The sequence below is a fragment of the Pseudonocardia sp. TMWB2A genome, assembly GCF_017312135.1.
In genome coordinates this window covers 1000501-1019340 of sequence record NZ_QKQY01000001.1, presented here as the reverse complement: position 1 = coordinate 1019340, position 18840 = coordinate 1000501, and the positions used below count along the sequence as shown (strand labels likewise).

Below are 18840 nucleotides of genomic sequence, written 5' to 3'. Positions count from 1 at the left end.
GCCGGAGGGAAGGAAGGGTGAAGATGGAAGCTTTTGAGGATGGTTATTGCGACCCTGTCCAAACCCTGTCGCTGGTGCCGCATCCCGATGGTCCTCCGAGCGCGGTCAGTGAAATCGAGGTGCAAATCTGGGCGGTAGCCGAGCGCCGCTTGCACCTGCGCTACATCGCGACCGGCGATATGGCGCGGGTGGTGTGGCCGGACAATGTTTCGCCGGAGCGCACCGATGGCTTATGGAAACATAGTTGTTTTGAAGCCTTCCGCCGCACGGGCAATGGTCCTGCCTATCAGGAATATAATTTTTCGCCGTCAACCGCTTGGGCGGCCTATGACTTTGCCGCTTACCGCAAGGGGGGCAAGGATTTGCTGTTGGTGGAGCGTCCCCAAATATGGATTGATACAGGCCATGACTGGCTCGCGCTGGAGGTCGAGGTCGCTGCGCCTGCGCTCGCCGCGCCTTGGCAGTTCAACCTTACCGCGGTTATCGAGGAAACAGGCGGGCATAAAAGCTATTGGGCGTTAAAACATGGCGATGGCGCGCCTGATTTTCACGACCCCGCTTGCTTTCTGTTTGAAGTCGGGGCACCGCTCGCAGCATGAATGATAGCATCCTGTTCGGCATTGACCGGTTGATCGCAGACCCCGCCCTTCGCGCGCCCTTAGAAGGCAAGCGCGTGGCGCTTTTGGCCCATCCCGCATCGGTCACGGCGGATTTGACGCATAGTTTGGATGCGCTGGTCGCGAGCGGACTGAACGTCTCGGCGGTGTTCGGCCCGCAACATGGGGTGCGCGGCGACCTTCAGGATAATATGATGGAATCGCCAGATTTCACCGATCCCACATACGGGATGCCGGTGTTCAGCCTCTATGGCGAAGTGCGCCGCCCGACATCGCAGTCGATGGGCACATTCGATGTAATGCTGGTGGATATTCAAGACCTTGGATGCCGTATTTACACCTATATCACAACGTTGCTCTATGTGCTGGAAGCAGCCGCCGAACATGGCAAGGCGGTGTGGGTGCTGGACCGCCCCAATCCGGCGGGTCGTCCGGTCGAGGGCCTCACCTTACGCGAAAGATGGGAAAGCTTTGTTGGCGCAGGACCGATGCCGATGCGCCACGGTCTCACTTTGGGCGAAATCGGGCGCTGGTTTATCGACCATTATGGACTTGATGTGGATTATCAGGTGGTAGCGATGCAAGGCTATGCGCCGGACGCTGCGCCGGGGTTCGGCTGGCCGACCGAGCGTGTGTGGATCAATCCAAGCCCCAATGCCGCCAACGTCAATATGGCGCGCGATTATGCGGGGACCGTAATGGTCGAAGGCGCAACCCTTTCCGAAGGGCGCGGCACCACGCGCCCGCTCGAACTGTTCGGCGCGCCCGATATTGACGCCAAGGCGGTGATTGCGGAAATGAAACGTTTTGCACCTGAATGGCTTACCGGCTGCACTTTACGCGACATCTATTTTCAGCCGACCTTCCATAAACATGAGGGCCAGCTTTGCGCAGGTGTGTTCGTCCATGCCGAAGGCCCGGCTTATGACCATCAGGCATTCAAGCCTTGGCGCGTGCAGGCCTTGGGGTTCAAGGCCATCCGCCGCCTCTATCCCGACTATGATTTGTGGCGCGATTTTCCCTATGAATATGAGTTCGACAAGCTTGCGATAGACGTCATCAACGGCTCGCCCTTGCTGCGCGAATGGGTGGATAACCCGGACAGCACAGCCGCCGACCTTGATGCGATCACCGTGCCGGACGAGCAGGCTTGGGTCGCATTGACCACGCCCTATCGCCTCTATTGACCTGTCAGGAAGCGAGCGATTGGTAGGGCGCGATGTCGGGCGCGAATAAATAGCTGGTCATCGACAGGCTGCCGTCCACATCATTGTTGAACCGCAACAATTGGTCATCCTCGCGCGTAGCACCGAGCGTATAGAGCAAGGGTAGATAATGTTCGCTGCTGTTGATCGCAGCGTCTGCCGCCGCGCCAAGCGCACGGAAATCGGCGAGCGGGGCATAGTCGCGGTCGGCGATCATCTGGTCGACCTCCTGCTGGAATGTGACCGCCCAGTCGGGCTTGGTCCCCATCGTTTGCCGGTAGAGCCGCAAATTATGCACCACATCGCCGCTGCCGATAATGAGGACGCCCTGTTCGCGTAACGGGCGCAGCCTCTCGCCGAGCGCGAGATGCTGTGCGCCGCTTAAGTCCATATCCAGACTGAGCTGGAGGACCGGAATATCGGCATCCGGATACATGGGCTGGAGGACGCTCCATGCCCCATGATCAAGCCCGCGCGCCACATCCTCGCGCACCACGCCTTGCGGGAATAAAGCCGCAATCTGCGCGGCAAGCTCCGGATCGGCGGGGGTGCGATATTCGACATCGAACAAGGCTTGGGGAAATCCGTAAAAATCATGGATGGTTTCGGGCGGCTCGCCGCCATTCACCCACGTCCCTTCGCTCTCCCAATGCGCAGAGATGCACAAAATCGCGCGCGGGCGGGGGAGGAGCACGCCCAGCTTCTGCCAATTTTGCCGCCAGACATTGTCGGTAATGACATTCATCGGCGATCCGTGGCCGAGGAACAGGAGGGGGAAGGGCGGAGATTTCTGCGTCATCGCGCCTAAATGGGGAGCGCTGAGACCGGTGCAAGATAGTATCCTGCGCGTTACTGCCCTTAAATTGTAGGGCTTAAACGGCGGTTTCTTAAAATAGTCCGCCCCGCCAAAGCTTGGGGCCTTGGCGGGGCGGTGGACCATCAGCACATTGGCTTAGGCAAAGCTTAGCGGCGGTTCCAATGGTTACGGTCGTTGCGATCATGACGGTCGTTGCGGTCCCAGCGGCCATTATCGCGCAATTCCTTCTGAACCTTGACGTTCAGCGAGGACAGGCGGCGATTAATATCGGCGCGCTCGCGCTGGGTGTAACGGCGGTCGGACCGCTGATACTGGTTTTCCAGACGGTCGATCTGGTTAAGCTGCGAACGGAAGTTGCGGGCTTCCGAATTGCTGATCTTACCCTGACGCAGGCCGCGGTTAATATCATTCTGGATCTGCGATTCCAGACGGTTGCTATTGCTATAGGGAGCGGCCTGTGCCGCCATCGGGGTGGCGATTGCAGCGATAACAGCGACAGCCGCGAGAATATTCTTTTTCATCTTCTAATCCTTCCGGTTCCACTGGACCATTCCCTCTTGGAACAGGATCAGAATTAGGGGCGGGCTGTGCCGAGCCTGTGCCAACAGACGCAGAAAACTGTCAAAAATTGTCGCAACCTGTCGCAAAAGCTTGGCAAATGGGCGAAATATTTGCGCGCGCATGAACCGCGCGCGCAGGGAAATGAAAGCTATTGCTTGCGGCTCAATTCGCGCATCGCATCGTCCAGCCCTTCGAGGCTGAGGCTATACATCCGCCCGTTCATGAGTTGCTTGATGAGCTGGACCGATTGCGCATAGGCCCAATGCTGTTCGGGCGAGGGATTGAGCCACACGGTCGCGGGGTAGGTATTGGTCACGCGCTGGAGCCACACCGCGCCCGCTTCTTCGTTGAAATGCTCGACCGATCCGCCCGGATGGCTGATTTCATAAGGGCTCATCGCCGCATCGCCGACAAAGATGACCTTATAATCATGGCCATATTTGTGAAGAATATCCCAGGTCGGGATGCGTTCGGAAAAGCGGCGGCGATTATCTTTCCACACGCCTTCATAAAGGCAATTGTGGAAGTAGAAAAATTCAAGGTTTTTAAACTCGCTGGTCGCCGCGGAAAACAGTTCCTCGCATAGTTTGATGAACGGGTCCATTGATCCGCCAACGTCAAGGAAGAGCAGCAATTTGACCGCATTATGCCGTTCGGGGCGCATCTGTATGTCGAGCCAGCCCTGCCGCGTGGTGCCCGCAACCGTGGCGTCAATATCCAGCTCGTCCGCAGCCCCTTCGCGAGCGAAACGGCGCAGACGTCGTAGCGCCACCTTGATGTTGCGCGTGCCTAGTTCGCGCGTGTGGTCGAGATTTTTAAACTCGCGTTTGTCCCACACTTTAATCGCGCGCTTATGCGTGCTTTCGCCGCCGATGCGCACGCCCTCAGGATTATAGCCCGAATTGCCATAAGGCGAGGTGCCGCCGGTGCCGATCCATTTATTGCCGCCCTGATGCCGCCCATGCTGTTCTTCGAGCCGCTTTTTGAGCGTCTCCATAATCTCGTCCCAACTGCCGAGCGATTTGATTTCTTCCATCTCCTCCGGCGTCAGGAATTTTTCGGCAACCGCTTTAAGCCAGTCTTCAGGAATGTCCTGCGCTTCGGTGCCATAGCTGGTTTCGATGCCTTTAAAGACTTTGGCGAACACCTGATCGAACCGGTCGAGAAGCCCTTCATCTTTCACAAAAGTCGCACGCGCGAGATAGTAAAATTCTTCCGGACTGCGCGTGATGACATCGGCGTCGAGCGCCTCCAAAAGGATCAGATGCTCCTTAAGGCTCGCCTGTATCCCGGCAGCGCGCAATTCGTCGATGAAGTTGAAGAACATAGGCGCGCTTCCTCAGTCCGCTCGTGAGGGAATGGCCAGCCCGCGCTGGACGGCGGGACGGGCGAGGCCGCGCTCTAACCATGCGGCGACATGGGGGAAGCCATCGAATCCGACCAAATCGCGCGCTTCGTAAAAGGTGATGAGGTTGCGCACCCAGCCCAAGGTCGCAATATCGGCGATGCTATACTCGTCGCCCATAATCCATGTGCGTCCATTAAGCCGCGTATCGAGAACGCCCAGCAAGCGTCTTGCTTCGGCAACATAACGATCGCGCGGGCGCTTATCCTCATAATCCTTGCCCGCAAATTTGTGGAAAAAGCCGACCTGCCCGAACATCGGGCCGATGGCGGCCATCTGGAACATTACCCATTGGATAGTTTCAAAGCGTTTGGCGGGGTCGGCGGGTAAAAATTGGCCGGTCTTATCCGCCAAATATATCAAAATCGCGCCCGACTCCCATAAGCCGAGCGGCTTGCCGTCCGGGCCATTGGGATCGAGGATTGCGGGTATCTTGCCATTGGGGTTGAGCGAGAGAAATTCCGGCGTCCATGTTTCATCGTCGGAAATGTCGACAAAATGCGCCTCATAAGGGAGGCCCGTTTCTTCGAGCATGATCGACACTTTGACGCCATTGGGCGTGTTCAGCGAATAAAGCTGGAGCCGGTCGGGATGCGCGGGCGGCCAACGCTTGGTAATGGGGTGAAGGTTGATTTTATTCATAGGTAAGGGGATAGGCATATTTAGTGTCGCTCAAAGTTTGAAATATTCGGCGTCACAATTAACTGAACCAATTTTTGCTGACCAGATGATAGCGCGTACCCCCAAAAAAGCGAACCCAATAATAAAATTCCGATTAAGAAAGCTCCCTTTGAGCCATCATTTATTGCTTCACCTTCGCTGCTATCACCTTCTATTGTGCTTCGCGCCCAGTCTTTTGCGATAGTCTCCGCATTAATGCCAAAAAATATTATAACAATTCCCCAATAAATCAAATCGATCATTGGACTGGCTAGCCTCCCATTCGAATTGGTAGCCGACAGCATAAGTAAGTGTCGTACCGGAAGCATGGTGACAGCAACAACGAATATAGAAAGTAGGATTGAAATACAAAATCCGCCTACGGATGACATTAGATAGACTTGCTTGGCAATTAAAGCAGCAATCGATGAAAGGAGAAGCATCAATGCTAGGGCGAGCGCGACAGCCGAAACATCGTCTGCCATCACGTTAACGTTGGGCAATTGAGGAACTGATATCCAGCCAAAAAAGACAGCAAGAGGAGGGATTGCAATTATCAACGTGAGGAATTGAAAGATCAACGTCAACGGTTGCTTGGCAAATTCTCTCCTAATACACTTGAAGATAGAAATTTTGGCTTCATTCATTCGCCTTAACCCTGCCGCCGCGCCATGAAGGCGAGCCGTTCGAACAGCATGATATCCTGTTCGTTTTTGAGCAACGCGCCGTGGAGCGGCGGGATCGCCTTGGTCGGGTCCTGGTTTTGCAGCACGTCGAGTGGCATATCTTCATGCAACAACAGTTTCAGCCAATCGAGCAATTCGCTGGTCGAGGGTTTCTTCTTCAAACCCGGCACTTCGCGCACATTATAGAAAATTTCGAGCGCCTTGGAGACGAGGATTTTCTGGATGCCGGGGAAGTGGACGTCGATGATTTCCTGCATCGTCACCCGGTCGGGGAATTTGATATAGTGGAAGAAGCAACGGCGCAGGAAGGCGTCGGGCAATTCTTTTTCATTGTTCGAGGTGATGACGACAATCGGGCGTTCGGCGGCTTTGACCGTCTCGCCGGTTTCGTAAACGAAAAATTCCATGCGATCGAGTTCCTGCAACAGATCGTTCGGAAATTCGATGTCAGCCTTGTCGATTTCGTCGATGAGCAGCACCGGCAAGGTCGGCGAGGTGAACGCCTCCCAAAGCTTGCCCTTGCGGATATAGTTGCGGATGTCATGCACCCGCTCGTCGCCCAACTGGCCATCGCGCAGGCGCGCAACCGCGTCATATTCATAGAGGCCCTGATGCGCTTTGGTGGTGGATTTGATATTCCATTCGATCAGCGGCGCGCCGGTCGCTTTGGCGATTTCATGCGCGAGGACCGTCTTGCCGGTGCCGGGCTCGCCCTTGATGAGCAGCGGACGGCGCAGCGTTACCGCCGCATTGACCGCGACCTTGAGGTCGTCGGTGGCGACATAATCTTTGGTGCCTTCAAAGCGCATATTTCACTTATCCCTATGCCAGAAAAACGCGTGTCCGGACCTGCGATAGGGTAGCAAAATGCTGCTGGCAAGCGCCGCAACGCGCGCTTTTCGGGGTGCCGTTACGGCAGCCGATGATTGGGTTCAACTATCGCCACGGGCTTCGGCGCGGCTGCGGAGCAAATCCCACAGCCCGCGATGCTGGGTCAAAATCTGTTCGGCCCCGAAATGCATCGCGCGTTCGGCCCCGGCTGTTCCGGAAAGCGCGTTGGCAAGGGCCGCGGTGCGGCGCACATCGGGCAAGGTGCAGGCCGGCGGCACCAGATTGACGCGCTCGGCGGCCATATCCAGTACGGCGCGCACGGTGAGCCAATCAAGGCAGAGCGCAATTGCCGCGCCAATGGCGCAGCCTTTGCGGTCGGATTGGGCGAGCATATCGAGCGCATGGCGCTGCGCTGCCACGGCGGCCTCGCACTGGACCTGCCCCGGCGTGCCGGGAACCGGGCCGATGGCGACCGCAAGGCGTGCGAGATAGGCGCGCTCGCCCGCAAAGGCATCGGCAGCGGTGAGCATCCAGCCGCGCGCTGCGCCATCGGCGGTCTTGGTCGCGGCATGATCGACGACGCCCGGATAACGGCCATGAAGCACACCGAGATAATGGACCGCATCGGCAAGGTTACGGCCCCCGTGCGGCGGGGCGAGCAACGCGCCGGACACGACATAATCATGCGAGCCGGTGCCATCCTGCGCGACCAGAAGGTCCAATATATCGGCCATGCCGGGCTTGGCGTCGAGATGCTGTTGCTGCTGCATGGTCTTTAGTCAAAACCTCTTTGTCGCACGCTTTTGCGCGCCTGATCCGGTGAGGCATCCGCTATAGTTACAAGGCGTAAACAGCCCGTTTACATTGCCGTTGATTTTAGCGGATTTTTTATGAGCCGCACGGCGAGGGACCAAGCCCGAACACACAATATATTGTGCTTGCCAAGCCCATGCAAGAAAAGCCTGTATTTCTGCCAAAAATAGCCTCTTAGATTCGCAAAGTCCGACCTTCTTCGCAATGGCCGGGACCACACTATGTTGATTTTACAAATGCCTAAACGGGTCGCCTAATTATGCTGCGCGCGGATGGTGGGGCGTGTTTTTACGCTGCTTTAACGGAGCGACTCGGAGCGGTTGACTGTTTCTTATGGGGGGCGTGTAGGACAGGGGTATTGATTGATGGGCGGAGGCGGTGGCGAGGTTTTTTGGGGTTCGCGCGGAGGCGCGGAGAGAGCTAGAAGTCGAGAGTAAAGAGGGGGCACGCAGAGGCGCAGAGGAAGGGGAGGCGCAGAGGGGTTGCGGGATTTGGAGGGGTCGGAGATTTCTGGATAGGGTAGTTTTACGGTTGCCGTTCCGGCGGGGTGAGCTTGGAAATATCGTTTGGTTGCATAACTGGCCCTTCGATACGCCTCCTTGCGGAGGCTACTCAGGGCGAACGGTGTTTGAAAAAATGCCATTTTTTCATCACTATAATAGCGATTATATCTTCATGAAGTCCGATAAGTTCTCATAAATTCCTATAAATCCGTTTCAACGCTGCCGGTAGGGCCGCAAGCGCACTCCCAAATTCATAAATCTCGCAAACTTTACAGAGACGCAGTTTCTGCAAACCGCAAAACTTCAAAAACCTCACCAATCCCGCAAAGCCCTCGCAGCCTCCCAACCGGAAACCTCTGCGCTCTCTCCACCTCTCCTCCTCTGCGTGAAATCTTCCCGACTCCCGTTTCAGTTTTCAGCCATCCCTATGCGTGACCCCTAAACGGACCGCCCAATTCTTGGCACCTCCGCATGAACCTAAAATCGGCCAATCTCCGCGCCTTCGCGCCTCCGCGTGAACCGTTAAAGCAGGCCGCCCCACGCCTCCCTGCCTGTGCAAAAAAAACGCTCCGTCCGCAGCAGCAATGGCCCCTCTCTCCGCAACGCGTAAAGGGTATAAAAAAAACGCCCCTCCCGATGGTGCGAGAAGGGCGTTTCTAACTGTTTATTGCGAAGCTTATTGGTCGAGGAACGACCGCATTTTGCGGCTGCGGCTCGGATGTTTGAGCTTGCGGAGCGCCTTGGCTTCAATCTGGCGGATACGTTCGCGGGTCACGCTGAACTGTTGGCCGACTTCTTCCAGCGTGTGGTCGGTGTTCATGCCGATGCCGAAGCGCATACGCAGCACGCGCTCTTCACGCGGTGTCAGCGACGCCAACACGCGGGTAACGGTTTCCTTAAGGTTCGCCTGAATCGCGGCATCCACGGGGATGATCGCATTTTTATCCTCGATGAAATCGCCGAGATGCGAATCCTCCTCGTCGCCAATCGGCGTTTCGAGGGAAATCGGCTCCTTGGCAATTTTCATCACCTTGCGCACTTTTTCGAGCGGCATGGAGAGGCGTTCGGCCATTTCTTCCGGGGTCGGCTCGCGGCCCTGTTCGTGGAGGAACTGGCGGCTGGTGCGGACAAGCTTGTTGATCGTTTCGATCATATGCACCGGAATACGGATGGTGCGCGCCTGATCCGCGATCGAGCGGGTAATCGCCTGACGAATCCACCAGGTCGCATAAGTGCTGAACTTATAGCCGCGCCGATATTCGAACTTATCGACCGCTTTCATCAGGCCGATATTGCCTTCCTGAATTAAATCAAGGAATTGAAGGCCGCGGTTCGTATATTTTTTAGCAATGGAGATGACGAGGCGCAGATTGGCTTCGACCATTTCCTTCTTGGCAATACGCGCTTCACGTTCGCCTTTTTGCACCATGTTGACGATACGGCGGAACTCGCCAAGGCCCATGCCGGTGGCTTGCGCAATTTCGCTGACTTCGGTGCGGATGCGTTCGACCGCCGCGCCTTCATTGGTCGCAAAAGCGGCCCATTTCTTGTCGATGGTCGCGACGCGCTCCAGCCAGCCATCGTCCAGCTCATGATTGACATATTCGTCGAGGAACGACTTGCGCGACACTTTGTGGCGCTCGGCCAAGCGCAGCATCTGGCCACCCAGCGCGGTCAGGCGGCGGTTATAGCTGTAAAGCTGGTCGACCAGATATTCGATTTTCGCGCCGTGGAACTGGACGCTTTCAACCTCTGCGGTCAAATCTTCGCGCAGTTTCTGGTATTTCTTTTCGTCGGACGCGGAAAATTCATAGCCCCCGCTCATCGCTTCAAGACGCGACAGTTGGAGCTTGGAAAATTTCTTGAAAAGCGAAGTGATATTGGCGAATTTTTCCAACGCACCGGGCTTGAGCAATTCTTCCATTGCCGCAAGGCTGAGCGTATTATCTTCGTCATCATCGTCCGATTGCCGCGGGGTGCGGCGTTCGGTCATATCATCTTCATCATCGTCGGCGGACTGTTCTTCCTCGACATCCTCCTCTTCCTTATAGGAAGGGCCGGCGGTCTTTTCGGAAATTTCGCCATCATCCTCTTCGCCATCTTCATTGAGGCTTTCGGGCGCGGGGTCTTTGGACAGCATCGCGTCGAGATCGAGAATTTCGCGGAGCTGCATTTCACCATTGTTGAGCGCGTTCGACCAGTCGATGATCGCATGGAAGGTGATCGGGCTTTCGCACAGCCCCAAAATCATCGTGTCGCGGCCCGCTTCGATGCGCTTGGCAATCGCGATTTCGCCTTCGCGGCTCAATAATTCGACCGCGCCCATTTCGCGCAAATACATACGGACGGGATCGTCGGTGCGATCAACCGTTTCCTTTTTCTTTTCCGCGACATTGGGGGCAGCGCCCATCGAAGAGGTGTCGATATCATCATCGACCGGCGCCTGCTCGTCGGCTTCTTCCTGCGCATCTTCGTCGCTTTCGACGATATTGACGCCCATTTCGGAGATGGCCGACATGATGTCTTCAATCTGCTCCGAAGACATTTGGTCCTGCGGCAGCGCCTCGTTCAGCTCGTCATAAGTGATGTAGCCGCGCTTCTTCGCCTTGGCGATGAGCTTTTTTACCGATGCTTCATTGAGGTCAAGCAGCGGTGCATCGCCGCCATTCTTCTCGTTACCGTCCGCCATAAGTTTCTTGTTCACCTTCGTTCGACCGGCTATTTCCTTTAAAGGAAGCCGCAGGCCGTCAAAATTCACACACGCTTCAAAACTTACTCGCCCGCCTGCATCAAATCGCTGAGGCGGCGGGTTAGTTCCGTTTTCATTTTCAAAAGCCGTTGCTGTTCGGCAAAGCTTTCGTCGTCCATCCGGCTGGCCATGCGGCGCGTTGCCGCTTCCAGCGCTTCATCCATTTCCGGCCAGGCAAGGGCCATGTCGATAGCTTCATCAAGATCCGATTGCGCCCGCGCGGCCAAGTGGCTGGCATCATCCAGTCCATCAAGATTGCGCGTAAAGGAAAATGGCATTCGGTCGGCCCTGAGCAGCGTCAATGCCTTATTATACACCACTGACGGCCCTAATATGGTAAGGAGGCCCGCAGTATCAAGCCTTTCTTTCATAATTGTCGCGTCAAGCATTTCGCCGAGCAGGCGCGCCAGCTCCGAATCGGCGACAGCTAGTCCGGTAAGCTGTTCTCCATGTTCGGACAATTTGGCGGGATAGCGCAGTAATCCGCCAATCAGCGCTTCCATAATCGGTGTCGCAAGCCCATGCCCGCCCACGCGCCGCGCATCGTCTGAGGGGGGAAGAAAACGCGGGTCAGGCTGCCAGCCGCGCTTGCCGCGTATTTGGGGGGCGCGCGGAGTCCAGGCGCGGTTTTGCGATTGCGGCCCTGTTTTGCTGCGTCCGGCGAAGAATAGTTCGTCATAACGCTCGCGATAGGCGGCGCTGTAATGGGCGGCGATGTCCTTGTCAGCGATGGTCGCAACAATGTCGGCAAGGCGTTGTTTCAAGGCGGCGCGCTCTTCGGGCGTGTTCAGCGGCGAGGCGGTGAGCGCGTCGTTCCACAACCGATCAACCAACGGCTCGGCGCTATCGAGCAAGGCTTCGAACGCGCCCGCACCTTGGCGTGAGACAATATCGTCGGGGTCTTGCCCGGCCGGAAGGTGGACAAAGCGCACGCTATGGCCGGGGCGGAGCAGGGGAAGCGCCCGCATTGCCGCGCGCATCGCCGCTTTCTGCCCCGCTGCATCGCCATCGAAACAGAGGATCGGCGTCGGCACCATGCGCCACAGCATTTCGATCTGCTGTTCGGTAAGCGCGGTGCCTAATGGCGCGACCGCATCCTCTATCCCAGCCTGTGCGAGCGCGATCACGTCCATATAGCCTTCGACCACGATAATCCGGTCGCTCTTGCGCGAGGCTGGCGAGGCGCGGTCGAGATTATAGAGCGTGCGCCCTTTGTCGAACAAAGGCGTGTCGGGGGAATTGAGATATTTCGGCTCGCCATCGCCCAAAATCCGCCCGCCAAAGGCAATCACCCGCCCGCGTGCATCCTTGATCGGGATCATCATGCGCCCGCGGAAGCGGTCATAAGGCTCTTTGTCGTCAACCTTGATGAGCATCCCCGTTTCGACCAGTTGGCCGAGCGGATGCTTGTCCTCCAGTGCGCCTTTCAACCGCCCACGCGCGTCCGGCGCAAAGCCGAGGCCGAAATTTTTGACGGTGGCCGGGTTTAACCCGCGCCGGTCAAGATAGGCCGCCGCCTGCCGCCCGTCTAACCCGTGTAGTTGCTCGACAAACCAGCTTTGCGCCGACGCCATGACGTCGAGCAAGGTCGAATTGCGCTCCGCCTTTTTGGCCGCGCGCGGATCGGGGGCGGGGACATCCATGCCTGCGGTTGCGGCCAATTCCTTGATCGCGTCCATAAAAGACAGCCCGCGCTGCTCGGTCATCCACCGGATCGCATCGCCATGCGCGCCGCAGCCAAAGCAGTGATAGAAACCCTTTTCATCATTGATCGTGAAGCTGGGCGTCTTTTCATTATGGAACGGGCAACAGGCCTTAAACTCGCGCCCCGCACGCGTGATCTTGACCGTCTTGCCGATGAGGGTCGACAAAGTGGTGCGCGCACGCAGTTCGTCCAACCATTGCGGGGTGAGGGTCATTTAATTCCCCTCCCGCAAGCGGGAGGGGTTAGGGGAGGGCCTGTCACCACCGGATATGCAGCGATCACACGCTCAATCTCCAAAACACCACCGTCCAACCGCTCCAACACATCATTATTCCAGAAACGGATCACCCGATAGCCTTGCGCAGCCAGATAAGCGGTGCGCCTTTCATCCTTGGCACGCGCAACATCATGTTGCCCGCCATCGACTTCGATAACCAGTTTCAACGAACGCGCAACGAAGTCGCAAATAAACGGGCCTATGGGGACTTGGCGGTTAAAGCGAACGCCCGCAATTTTACGCGCGCTGAGCTGCGCCCATAATTTCTGCTCTGCCAGGGTCGCGTTCAGTCGCAAGTCGCGTGCGCGGGCGGTTGGTCGCTGATAGGCTTTGTCCAACGATGTTTCCCTGTCGATTTTCGCTTGTGCGCGGCATGGATGCGGTTGTTGTAGTGGTGAGGCAACATGCCCTCCCCCGACCCCTCCCGCAAGCGGGAGGGGAGACTTTTTACGCCGCGCCATTCCCCTCCCATTCATGGGAGGGGTTAGGGGAGGGCCTGTGAATAAACGGAGAGCCTGTCAATCAACGAACGCGGCGCGGCCTCTCACCCCAAAGCCGCCTTAACCAGCGCGCTCGCCTTGCTCATATCAAGCTCGCTACCGTGGCGTTCTTTAAGGACCGCCATCACGCGGCCCATATCCTTGACCGAGCTTGCACCAATCTCCGCCTTGATCGCTTCAATCGCTGCCGTCGTCGCCGCATCATCCATTTGTGCGGGCAGGAACGTCTCGATGACCGCGAGTTCGGCTTTTTCCTGTGCGGCCAGTTCGTCGCGACCGCCTTGTTCGAACATGGTGATCGACTCGCGGCGCTGCTTCACCATTTTCTGCAGCACTTCGACGACCAGCGCGTCATCGTCGGGCTGCGTCGTCGCCGTGCGCAGTTCGATGTCGCGGTCTTTTATCTTGGCAAGGATCAGGCGGACGGCCGCCAAACGGTCCTTTTCGCCCGCTTTCATGGCGCTAATCTGGGCAGCTTTAATGTCGTCGCGAATCATGCGCGCACCTCTTGTCATGGAACTATTCGGAAAAAAGCACCTTTAGCTGTAACATTTGTAATTTGATAGATTGTGCAATAATTTTTTGCGGCATAACTGTCCGGCCGTTTAACCCGCAGAAATCTGACGTAAACGGAGCCTCCCCATGGTCGATGCCACTACCCTTACTGTGCCCGCTGGAGCGACCGGCTTGCTATTGCTCGCCGATGGCACCGCCATTTGGGGCCGGGGATTCGGAGCCGAAGGGGCTGCGGTAGGCGAGGTTTGTTTCAACACCGCGATGACCGGCTATCAGGAAGTGATGACCGATCCCAGCTATGAAGGGCAGATTATCACCTTCACCTTCCCGCATATCGGCAATGTCGGCACCAATTTGGAAGATGTGGAAGCCGATGCCGCCCATGCGCTTGGCGCGGTGGTGCGCGAAGATGTGACCGCGCCCAGTAATTTCCGTAATGTCCAGCCGTTTGACGAATGGATGAAGGCCAATGGCCGCATCGGCATTTCGGGTGTCGATACGCGCGCACTGACACGTCGCATCCGCATGGTTGGCGCGCCCAATGCGGTGATTGCTTATAATGCAGCGGGGCAGTTCGATATGGACGAGCTCATCGCGATGGCGCGCAACTGGCCGGGCTTGGAAGGCATGGATCTTGCCAAGGTCGTGACACAACAAGGCGACAGCGAGTGGACCGGTGGCCCGTGGGTGTTGGGTGAAGGCTATGTGTCCCCCTCCCATTTATGGGAGGGGCTAGGGGAGGGCCTGTCAGCCTCTTCCACAGCCATGCGTTCTAACGAAACAAGCCCTCCCCCAACCCCTCCCGCAAGCGGGAGGGGAGATTTGCCCCACGTCGTCGCGATCGATTATGGCGCGAAGCATAATATCTTCCGCAACCTCGTAAAAGCGGGCGCACATGTGACCGTGGTTCCGGCAGAAACTTCTGCAGAAGCCATCCTTGCGCTCAACCCCGATGGCGTGTTCCTGTCGAACGGCCCGGGTGATCCGGCGGCGACCGGCGATTATGCGGTGCCGGTCATCCGCACGCTGCTCGACAAGGATATTCCGATTTTCGGCATTTGCCTTGGCCACCAATTGCTCGGCCTTGCGGTGGGTGCGACCACGAGCAAGATGCATCAAGGCCATCGCGGCGCAAACCATCCGGTCAAACGGCTGGAGGATGGACTTGTCGAGATTACCTCGATGAACCACGGCTTTGCTGTTGAAACCGCAAGCCTTCCCGCCAATGCCCGCGCGACCCATATCAGCCTGTTCGACGGCAGCAATTGCGGCATCGAACTCACCGACAAGCGGGCATTCAGCGTGCAATATCACCCCGAAGCCTCGCCGGGGCCACAGGATAGCTTCTATCTGTTCGAAAAATTTGTGGGGATGCTCAAATGAGCAACTCCTCCTTCGAATATCTGGTTGTGACCTTCAAGGGGAGCATTTGGGGCGGCGACGGTGAATGGGGCCGTCCGGAACTGGAAGGCTTTTCTACCGAGCAGGTCTTCAATCATTTCGGCGCGCAAGGATGGGAACTGGTAACGCTCGGCCCCGTGCATGGCGAGACCACTGCGGTTTCCTATATTTTCAAGCGGGTCGTGGCAGCAGCCTGACCAACCCACGATGACAAGACGGAACATAAGAGACAATAATGCCTAAAAGAACTGACATAAAATCCATCCTCGTCATCGGTGCAGGGCCCATTGTGATCGGGCAGGCGTGCGAATTTGACTATTCGGGGACGCAGGCGGTGAAGGCGCTTAGGCAAGAGGGCTATCGCATCGTTCTGGTGAATTCCAACCCGGCGACGATCATGACTGACCCGGAGCTGGCGGACGCGACCTATGTCGAGCCGATCACGCCGGAAATCGTTGCGCGCATTATTGAAAAAGAGCGGCCGGATGCGGTGCTGCCGACGATGGGCGGGCAGACCGCGCTCAATACCGCGCTCGCGCTCGCGCAGGATGGCACGCTGGAAAAATATGGCGTCGAAATGATCGGCGCGGATGCCGAAGCCATCGACAAGGCGGAGGACCGCCAAAAGTTCAAGGTGGCGATGGACAAGATCGGCCTTGAAAGCGCGCGCTCGGCGATTGCGCATAGCGAAGCGGAAGCCTTGGAAGGCCTTGAAAAAGTCGGCCTCCCCGCGATTATCCGTCCGTCCTTCACACTGGGCGGCACGGGCGGCGGCGTTGCCTATAATCGCGAAGAATTTCTCGATATTGTTCGTAAGGGCCTCGACGCATCGCCCACTACCGAAGTGCTGATCGAAGAATCGCTGTTGGGCTGGAAAGAATATGAGATGGAGGTGGTCCGCGACCGTGCGGATAACTGCATCATCATCTGTTCGATTGAAAATGTCGATCCGATGGGCGTGCATACGGGGGACAGCATCACTGTTGCGCCCGCGCTCACGCTGACCGACAAAGAATATCAGATTATGCGTAACGCCTCGATTGCGGTGCTGCGCGAAATTGGCGTGGAGACTGGCGGGTCGAACGTGCAATTTGCGGTGAACCCCAAAAATGGCCGCTTGGTTGTGATCGAGATGAACCCGCGCGTGTCGCGTTCCTCGGCATTGGCCTCCAAAGCAACGGGTTTCCCGATTGCCAAGGTGGCGGCGAAGCTGGCGGTCGGCTATACGCTTGATGAGATTACCAACGATATTACCGGCGCGACGCCGGCATCGTTCGAGCCGACAATTGACTATGTCGTCACCAAAATTCCGCGCTTTGCCTTTGAAAAATTCAAAGGATCGGAGCCGGTCCTGTCGACCGCGATGAAATCGGTCGGCGAGGTGATGGCGATTGGCCGCAACATTCATGAATCGATGCAGAAAGCGTTGCGCGGCCTTGAAACGGGGCTTGCCGGGTTCAATGATGTTCCGCACCTTAAAGGCGCGCCCAAGGATGATATTTACGCCGCGCTCTCCAAGGCAACGCCCGACCGCTTGCTCTATGTCGCCCAAGCGATGCGCGAGGGCTTTACCAATGCGGAAATCCACGCGGTCACCCATTATGATATGTGGTTCCTCGACCGCATCGCCGAAATCGTAGCGGCGGAAAATGAAGTGCGCGCCAATGGCTTGCCGCAGGATGCGGACGGGATGCGCCGCTTGAAAGCAATGGGCTTTTCCGACCGCCGTTTGGCATGGATGGCCTTGGAAAGCGCAAATCTGCGCCCCGGCACCGAGCGCGTCCATGCACGCGGCTCAGGCCTTATCCATGAAGCGATCAAGGCGATGACCGGCGGCGTCACCGAAGATGAAGTCCGCGCGCTGCGCCACAAACTCGGCGTGCGTCCGGTGTTCAAGCGCATTGATACTTGTGCGGCGGAATTTGAAGCCAAAACGCCTTATATGTATTCGACCTATGAAGCGCCGAGCTTCGGTGTGGCTGAAGATGAAGCGCAGCCGTCCGACCGCAAGAAAATCGTGATTTTAGGCGGCGGTCCTAACCGCATCGGGCAGGGGATCGAGTTTGACTATTGCTGCTGCCATGCCTGTTTCGCGCTGAGCGATGCAGGGTTTGAAACCATCATGGTCAACTGCAACCCGGAAACGGTGTCGACCGATTATGACACCTCCGACCGCCTCTATTTCGAGCCGCTGACCGCTGAAGATGTTCTCGAAATTTTGGCTGTCGAGCAGCAGTCGGGGACGTTGGTGGGTGTGATTGTGCAATTTGGCGGGCAGACCCCGCTCAAGCTTGCGCAAGCCTTGGAGGATGCGGGCATCCCGATCCTCGGCACCTCGCCCGACGCGATTGATTTGGCGGAGGATCGCGAACGCTTCGCGGCGCTGGTTAACAAACTCGGGCTTCTCCAGCCCAAAAACGGCATTGCAAGGAGCCGCGAGGAAGCTATCGCGGCGGCCAACCGCATCGGCTATCCGGTGCTGATGCGCCCCTCTTATGTGCTGGGCGGCCGCGCGATGGAAATTGTCGATGGCGAAGCGCAACTGGAAGATTATATCCAGACCGCAGTGCAAGTGTCGGGCGACAGTCCGGTGCTCATCGACCAATATCTGCGCGATGCTATCGAGGTTGACGTCGATGCTTTGTGCGACGGCGATCAGGTGGTGGTCGCGGGCGTCCTCCAGCACATCGAGGAAGCGGGCGTCCATTCGGGCGATAGTGCCTGCTCGATCCCGCCCTATAGCCTGCCTGCCGAGATTATCGCTGAAATCGAGCGGCAAACCGAATTGCTCGCGCGTGGGCTTAATGTGCGCGGCCTGATGAACGTGCAGTTTGCGGTCAAGGACGGGCAGGTGTACCTCATCGAGGTCAACCCGCGCGCCTCGCGCACCGTGCCGTTCGTGGCAAAAGCGGTCGGCTCGCCCGTCGCCAAGATTGCCAGCCGCGTGATGGCAGGCGAAAAGCTGGCCAACTTGCCCAGCATCAACCGCGACATCGACTATATCGCGGTCAAGGAAGCCGTCTTTCCGTTCGCGCGCTTCCCCGGCGTTGACCCCGTGCTGTCGCCGGAAATGAAATCGACCGGTGAAGTGATGGGCATTGACGATGATTTCCCCACCGCCTTTGCCAAGTCGCAATTGGGGGCAGGGGCGCCGCTTCCCGACAATGGCACGGTGTTCATCTCCGTGAAGGATGGCGACAAGGCGCATATCCTCCCCGCTGCGCAGAAATTGCAGGAATTGGGCTGGGATATTATCGCGACCACAGGGACGGCGGCCTATCTCGCATCGTGCGGGCTGAAGGTCGAAACCGTCAATAAGGTTGCGCAAGGCCGTCCGCATATCGTCGACCGCATCATTGATGGCGGGGTGCAGATGATTTTCAACACAACCGAAGGCTGGCAATCCTTGAAGGATTCGCAATCCATCCGTCAGGCGGCCCTTTCGGCAAAGGTTGCGATATTCACGACCGCGCCTGCCGCCGTTGCCGCAGCGCACGCGATTGAAGCGACAAGAGGGCAAATACTTGAAGTTCGTTCGCTTCAGTCTTATTATTCAACTTCGCACGGCTAGCTCCCCCACATTCAGGACAGCTC

The 18840-nt window shown here is 57.4% G+C and carries 16 protein-coding genes; 5 read left to right on the top strand and 11 right to left on the bottom strand.

Going from position 1 to position 18840, the window contains the following annotated elements; genetic code table 11:
* Positions 1-17 precede the first annotated feature (17 nt).
* Both DMP17_RS04705 and DMP17_RS04700 read left to right on the top strand, forming a co-directional pair.
* Complete coding sequence (locus tag DMP17_RS04705; RefSeq protein WP_337827904.1) at positions 18-599, top strand: DOMON-like domain-containing protein; 582 nt, start codon at positions 18-20, stop codon at positions 597-599.
* The gene (locus tag DMP17_RS04700; protein WP_337827903.1) at positions 596-1804 is read left to right on the top strand and encodes an exo-beta-N-acetylmuramidase NamZ family protein; all 1209 of its coding nucleotides are present in this window, start codon (positions 596-598) and stop codon (positions 1802-1804) included. Before DMP17_RS04705 ends, DMP17_RS04700 begins: the two co-directional genes overlap by 4 nt.
* A 4-nt stretch (positions 1805-1808) precedes the next feature.
* On the opposite strand, the gene ygiD is transcribed toward DMP17_RS04700, so the two are convergent.
* The 11 genes from ygiD to DMP17_RS04645 form a co-directional block, all read right to left on the bottom strand.
* Positions 1809-2621, bottom strand: a complete 813-nt coding sequence (gene ygiD / locus DMP17_RS04695) for a 4,5-DOPA dioxygenase extradiol (RefSeq protein WP_337827902.1) — start codon at positions 2619-2621, stop codon at positions 1809-1811.
* Between the two features lie 164 nt (positions 2622-2785).
* A complete protein-coding gene (locus tag DMP17_RS04690; RefSeq protein ID WP_337827901.1) occupies positions 2786-3160 on the bottom strand; it encodes a hypothetical protein in 375 nt (124 codons plus the stop codon).
* 188 nt (positions 3161-3348) lie between these two features.
* On the bottom strand, positions 3349-4527 hold the full coding sequence (locus DMP17_RS04685; RefSeq protein ID WP_337827900.1) for a vWA domain-containing protein: 1179 nt from the start codon (positions 4525-4527) through the stop codon (positions 3349-3351).
* A 12-nt stretch (positions 4528-4539) separates the two neighbouring features.
* Positions 4540-5247, bottom strand: a complete 708-nt coding sequence (locus tag DMP17_RS04680; protein WP_337827899.1) for a glutathione binding-like protein — start codon at positions 5245-5247, stop codon at positions 4540-4542.
* A 20-nt stretch (positions 5248-5267) separates the two neighbouring features.
* Positions 5268-5912 carry a hypothetical protein gene (locus DMP17_RS04675; RefSeq protein WP_337827898.1) on the bottom strand — a complete coding sequence of 215 codons (645 nt, stop codon included), beginning with the start codon at positions 5910-5912 and terminating at the stop codon, positions 5268-5270.
* A 5-nt stretch (positions 5913-5917) separates the two neighbouring features.
* Complete coding sequence (locus DMP17_RS04670) at positions 5918-6760, bottom strand: AAA family ATPase (RefSeq protein ID WP_337827897.1); 843 nt, start codon at positions 6758-6760, stop codon at positions 5918-5920.
* Between the two features lie 123 nt (positions 6761-6883).
* Complete coding sequence (locus DMP17_RS04665) at positions 6884-7552, bottom strand: DUF6975 family protein (protein WP_337827896.1); 669 nt, start codon at positions 7550-7552, stop codon at positions 6884-6886.
* Positions 7553-8774: 1222 nt separating this feature from the next.
* Complete coding sequence (gene rpoD, locus DMP17_RS04660; RefSeq protein ID WP_443217822.1) at positions 8775-10856, bottom strand: RNA polymerase sigma factor RpoD; 2082 nt, start codon at positions 10854-10856, stop codon at positions 8775-8777.
* A gap of 14 nt (positions 10857-10870) precedes the next feature.
* Positions 10871-12766 (bottom strand): DNA primase, encoded by a 1896-nt coding sequence (gene dnaG / locus DMP17_RS04655; protein WP_337827895.1) that lies wholly within the window; start codon positions 12764-12766, stop codon positions 10871-10873.
* Entirely contained in the window at positions 12763-13167 is a 405-nt protein-coding gene (locus DMP17_RS04650; RefSeq protein WP_337827894.1) for an endonuclease domain-containing protein, read from the bottom strand. The genes dnaG and DMP17_RS04650 overlap by 4 nt, the downstream gene beginning before the upstream one ends.
* Before the next feature lie 206 nt (positions 13168-13373).
* Complete coding sequence (locus DMP17_RS04645; RefSeq protein WP_337827893.1) at positions 13374-13826, bottom strand: GatB/YqeY domain-containing protein; 453 nt, start codon at positions 13824-13826, stop codon at positions 13374-13376.
* 145 nt (positions 13827-13971) lie between these two features.
* Between DMP17_RS04645 and carA the strand changes: the two genes are divergently transcribed.
* The 3 genes from carA to carB are packed head-to-tail and all read left to right on the top strand — an operon-like array spanning position 13972 to position 18817.
* The gene (carA, locus tag DMP17_RS04640; protein WP_337827892.1) at positions 13972-15228 is read left to right on the top strand and encodes a glutamine-hydrolyzing carbamoyl-phosphate synthase small subunit; all 1257 of its coding nucleotides are present in this window, start codon (positions 13972-13974) and stop codon (positions 15226-15228) included.
* Positions 15225-15443, top strand: a complete 219-nt coding sequence (locus tag DMP17_RS04635; RefSeq protein WP_337827891.1) for a DUF4177 domain-containing protein — start codon at positions 15225-15227, stop codon at positions 15441-15443. The genes carA and DMP17_RS04635 overlap by 4 nt, the downstream gene beginning before the upstream one ends.
* Before the next feature lie 38 nt (positions 15444-15481).
* The gene (gene carB, locus DMP17_RS04630; RefSeq protein WP_337827890.1) at positions 15482-18817 is read left to right on the top strand and encodes a carbamoyl-phosphate synthase large subunit; all 3336 of its coding nucleotides are present in this window, start codon (positions 15482-15484) and stop codon (positions 18815-18817) included.
* Positions 18818-18840 lie beyond the last annotated feature (23 nt).